Origin of the sequence: Streptomyces sp. NPDC057654, assembly GCF_042800135.1 — a bacterium.
Taxonomy (GTDB): domain Bacteria; phylum Actinomycetota; class Actinomycetes; order Streptomycetales; family Streptomycetaceae; genus Streptomyces.
This window is the reverse complement of the sequence record NZ_JBHVHQ010000736.1, coordinates 1-4,371: the sequence shown is the minus strand read 5'-3', so window position 1 is coordinate 4,371 and position 4,371 is coordinate 1. Positions and strand designations below refer to the sequence as shown.

Genomic DNA, 4,371 nt, shown 5'->3' with positions numbered 1-4,371 from the left:
GATCACCATCGCCCACACCGACGGCCGCACCCGCTACGTCTCCGGCGGGACCGGCACCCGCCGCGCCTTCCGCGGCCGGGGCCTGGCCAAGCTCGTCAAGGCCCGCTCCCTGCGCCTGGCCCGCGCCGCCGGCTGCACGGAGGCGTTCACGGGCAACGACGACGAGAACGCCCCGATGCTCGCCATCAACAAGTGGTTCGGCTACGAGCCGGCCGCCGCCGAATGGCGCTACGTACGCGAGCTCGGCGGCAGCGCCACGGCCCGCGAGGGCGCGCCGGGCGCGTAACCGATACCGTCCCCGCTCTCGTGCAGATGCAGCACGAACCGCTCGCCCCGCCGGTAGGCGTCCAGCGCGGCGCGGCAGTACGCGACCATGTCGTCCGGCAGCGCGTCGAGCGGAAACCAGTCGAGCTGCGAGCACTTGTGCGGCTCCCGGTTCACGGGTTCCCCGCACCCGTCCGCCACATCGGCCTCGAAGAACCACCCGATGCGCGCGGCACTGTCGGGCGCCCGATGCTGCATCACCAACGCGACCCGCAGCCCCTCCGGCTCCAGTTCGACCCCGACCTCCTCCCAAGCCTCCCGCGCCACGGCCTCCCGCACGTCCTCCCCCTCCTCAAGATGCCCCGACGGCGCGTGCAGCAGCCCATCCGCATACCCCGTCCCCACCCGCCGCCCGAGCAGCACGTCCCCGCCCCGCCGCAGGATCAGATGGACGTCGACGATCTCCTTGTGGCGGGCGGGGCGGACAGGGCGTACCGGGTGGGCGATCAAGGCGTACCGCTCGTCGGCGACCGGGCGGCCCCACAGCCGCGAGTCGTGCGCGAGGTGCTCGACCTGGGTGCGGGCGGCTGTCGGGGCGAGGAGGCGCGTCAGTTCTTCGGCGGGGATGCCGACGCGCTCGGACTCGCCCCACCGCCCCTCGATCAGCACGAGCCGGCCGCCGGGCCGCAGCAGCCCGGCCCAGTGCGCGAGGACGCGCCCGGGGTCGGGGAGCAGCCACACCACATGGCGGGCGAGGACGACGTCGAACCGCCGCTCCCCCACGGGCGGTTCGGCGGCGTCGCCGACGAGCACCTCAGCCGTCTCACCGGCCGCCGCGAGCTTGGCGCGGGCCCGCTCCGCCATGCGGGGCGAGCTGTCGACGCCGGTGACCCGGTGTCCCTGCTCGGCCGCGAGCAGGGACAGGGAGCCGGTGCCGCAGCCGACGTCGAGCACGTCACCGGATTCCTCCGGCAGCCAGGACCGCAGCCGGGCGGCCCACGCGTCCCGTACGGACGGATCGCGCAGGCCGTGGTCGGCGGCCTCGTCGAAGTCGGTCGCGGCGGCGTCCCAGTACTCGGTGGTCATGGACCGATCGTCGCATCCGCCACTGACAACGGGCCCGGCATGCCGGTCAGGTCAGGTAGTGGAAGGACGGCGGGGGGTGCATGAGGAAGTCGTGGTGGGAGATGTTCCAGGCGTAGGCGCCGGCGAGGGCGAAGGCGACGCGGTCGCCCACGCGGAGTTCGGGAACATGGGCCCTGGCGGCCAGGACGTCCTTGGGGGTGCAGAGCTGGCCGACGAGGGTGACCGGGGTGTCGCGGACGCCGGGGCGGGGCCAGGGTCTGGTCCAGGTCTCGTTCGCGAGGACGGTGAAGGGGTGGCTATGGGACTTGGCCGCCGGGGTGCGCATGTGGTGGGTGCCGCCGCGGAGGACCGCGAAGGGTTCGCCGTGGCTGTGCTTGATGTCGAGCACGTCGGTGACGTACCAGCCGCAGTAGGCGGTCAGCGCCCGGCCGGGCTCGACGCGGAGCGTGCGGCGCGGGTGCCGGTCGGCCAGGGCGCGCAGGCCCTCCCCGTACGCGGTCCAGTCGAAGCGCTCGGCCGGGCGCGCGTAGTCCACGGCCATGCCGCCGCCCACCCCCACCTCGGTGAGGTCGAGGCCGTGCCGGGCCTCGAAGTCGCGGGTCCAGTCCGCGATCCGGGTCGCCACCGCGAGCTGCGCGCCCGCGTCCAGGCCGCTGGCCAGGTGCGCGTGGATGCCGCGCAGCCGCAGCGGGCCCCCGCCGGCGAACAGGGGCAGGCACGCCTCCACCCGGTCCGGGTCCAGGCCGAACGGGCTCGGGCGGCCGCCCATCGCCAGCGCCGCCCCGCCCAGTTCCGCCGCGTCCAGCGGCAGGTTGACCCGTAGGAGGACCTCCACAGCGCGCCGGGGAGAGGCGACGGCGGCCAGCAGGCGCAGTTCCTGTTCGCTCTCCACGTGGAAGCGTTCCACGCCCGCCTCCAGCGCCGCTCCGATCTCGTCCTCCGTCTTGCCCGGCCCGCCGAAGGCGAGCGGCACCCCGGGAGCGGCCGTCCGTACGTGCGCGAGCTCGCCGCCCGAGGCCACCTCGAAGCCGCTGACGTGCGGGGCGAGGGCCTCAAGGAGCTCCGGGGCCGGGTTGGCCTTCGCCGCGTAGTACAGCTCCACGGAGGGCGGGAGCGCCGCCCGCACGGCTCCGGCGTGCGTAGCAAGGGCAGTCAGGTCGTATACGTACGCCGGGAGTTCGGTCAGCGCGTGCGCGCGCTCGGCTGCTCGGGCAGTGATCATGTGGCGCTCCCGAACCCGGTGCCGGCCGCGCCCGACAGCAGGTCGCCGACGAGCGGCGACGCGATGCGCACATACCCCGCCTCACGGTCGGCCCGCCGTTCCCACCGCGTCAGCAGATTGGTCTTCGCGGGCAGCGGCACCCCCGCGACCAGCGCCCGCAGCGGCGGCGGATTCCCGTGCGCGGCGGCGCGCTCGGCGAGGACGCGGCGGACGGCCGCCCACAGCCGGGCTTCGAGCGGCGGATGCCGGTCGGCGAGGGCGGCGACGAATTCGGCGAGGTGGTTGACGAGCAGGCAGTAGATGACACGGTCCCAGCCGCGCTCCCGCCCGTACGTCATGGGCTCCGACACCTCCCGCGGCAGCCCCGCGAGCGGCGCGGCGTGGTGCTCGGGCAGCAGCTTGGCGCCCTCCAGGTCGCGCAGCAGGACCTGGCGCGGCATCCCGTCGCCGCCGACCCCCACGACGACGTTCTGCAAGTGCGGTTCGAGGACGACGCCGTGGTCGAGATAGGCCGCGAGCACCGGCGGCACCAGCAGCTCCAGATAGGCGTCCCACCAGGCCAGGGCCGTCTCGGGGCCCGCGTCCCCGAGCAGCCGGGACAGCTGCGCGGAGCCGGTCGGGTACTCGTCGGCGACGGCCGCCGCGAGCAGCCCGGTGACGCCGGGCCGCAGCCGGGCGTCCAGCCCCTCGCGGACGATCACCCCGAACCCCTCGGCCAGTTCGCGGCTGCCGAGGTCGAGCGTGCGGTAGCCGGGTTCGCGCAGCAGCTCGAAGCCGGGGAATCGGGCGGCGAGGTCGCGCGCGACGGGCTCCAGGATGCGGGTCAGCGCGACGGCCCCCGTCAGCTCGTACACGGCGTTCTTGCGCAGGCAGTTGGTGATCCGCACATTGAGGCTGAACTTGAGGAAGTCCCGGCCGTCGTAGAGCGTGCGCACGGACGCGGTGGGCGCGAACTCCGGTCCGCCGGGGCCGAGATCGAGGACGTCTCCGCGCTCGACGGCGGCGACGAGGGCGGGGTGGTCGCGGAGCATGGCGTACTGCCAGGGGTGCGCGGGCAGCAGCCGGTACCCGTCGGGCACGGCCCGCTGCCGGTCCAGGGCGTCGAGCGGGCCGGGCAGCCCCGCGCCCGTACGGACGTGCTCCTGCCGTACGCACCGCTCGCGCACCGCGAGGTGGTGCAGCGGGAAGCGGGCCCCGCTCTCCGGCGCGTACCGCTCCCAGTCCTGGTCGCGGCCGGTGCGGGCCTTGGGCGTGGGGTGGAAGCGGTGGCCGAAGAGGAGGGACTGCTCGGAGTCCAGATAGGCGTCTTCCCCTGCCGGACGGCCAATTGGACGGCTTCCCGGCAGCAGGGCGGCGGACACGCCCGCGTGCGTGGCGGCGACCTGGTCGAGGAACTCGTCGTTGCGGACTCCGGTGCGCAGCTCCAGTTCGCGGCGGATGTACTCGGCCAGGGTCTGCCAGGACACCTCCCGCCAGCCCCCGTCGCGCTGCTCGGCGGGCGGCCCGGTGAACCGGTGCGCGCCGATCAGCGAGGTGCGGCGCAGCCCGATCCCCAGCAGCACGCCGCAGCGCGGCATCCGCAGCAGCAGCCGGCCGCCGGTCACGGCCGTCTGGTGCTCGGGGCCGGAGACCTCGCGGAGCAGGCAGTTGAGGAGGGTGTGGGCGACGACGTGGTCGGCGTGGGGCACGGCCGGCGCGACAGGCGCCGCGGGCGCGGCCGTCACGGTCGTCGGGGTGGGGGCGGTTGACATGGAGCGGCTCCAGCGGGTGCGGGTGCGGAGGCGGACGGGGTGCCGGGG

4 protein-coding genes are annotated in these 4,371 nt (G+C 75.0%); 1 reads left to right on the top strand and 3 read right to left on the bottom strand.

Features of this window, described 5'->3' with window-relative positions:
* Positions 1–286 (top strand): GNAT family N-acetyltransferase (locus tag ACFU99_RS34725; RefSeq protein WP_384399889.1); only part of this gene is annotated, 286 nt, incomplete at its 5' end.
* Here ACFU99_RS34725 and ACFU99_RS34720 read toward each other — a convergent pair.
* The 3 genes from ACFU99_RS34720 to ACFU99_RS34710 are packed head-to-tail and all read right to left on the bottom strand — an operon-like array spanning position 229 to position 4,323.
* Complete coding sequence (locus tag ACFU99_RS34720; RefSeq protein WP_384399886.1) at positions 229–1,350, bottom strand: methyltransferase domain-containing protein; 1,122 nt, start codon at positions 1,348–1,350, stop codon at positions 229–231. The two genes, ACFU99_RS34725 and ACFU99_RS34720, sit on opposite strands and share 58 nt — an antisense overlap.
* A 46-nt stretch (positions 1,351–1,396) precedes the next feature.
* Positions 1,397–2,572, bottom strand: coding sequence for a type III PLP-dependent enzyme (locus tag ACFU99_RS34715; RefSeq protein WP_384399883.1), 1,176 nt, complete (start codon positions 2,570–2,572; stop codon positions 1,397–1,399).
* Positions 2,569–4,323, bottom strand: coding sequence for an IucA/IucC family protein (locus tag ACFU99_RS34710; protein WP_384399892.1), 1,755 nt, complete (start codon positions 4,321–4,323; stop codon positions 2,569–2,571). The genes ACFU99_RS34715 and ACFU99_RS34710 overlap by 4 nt, the downstream gene beginning before the upstream one ends.
* Positions 4,324–4,371: the final 48 nt, after the last annotated feature.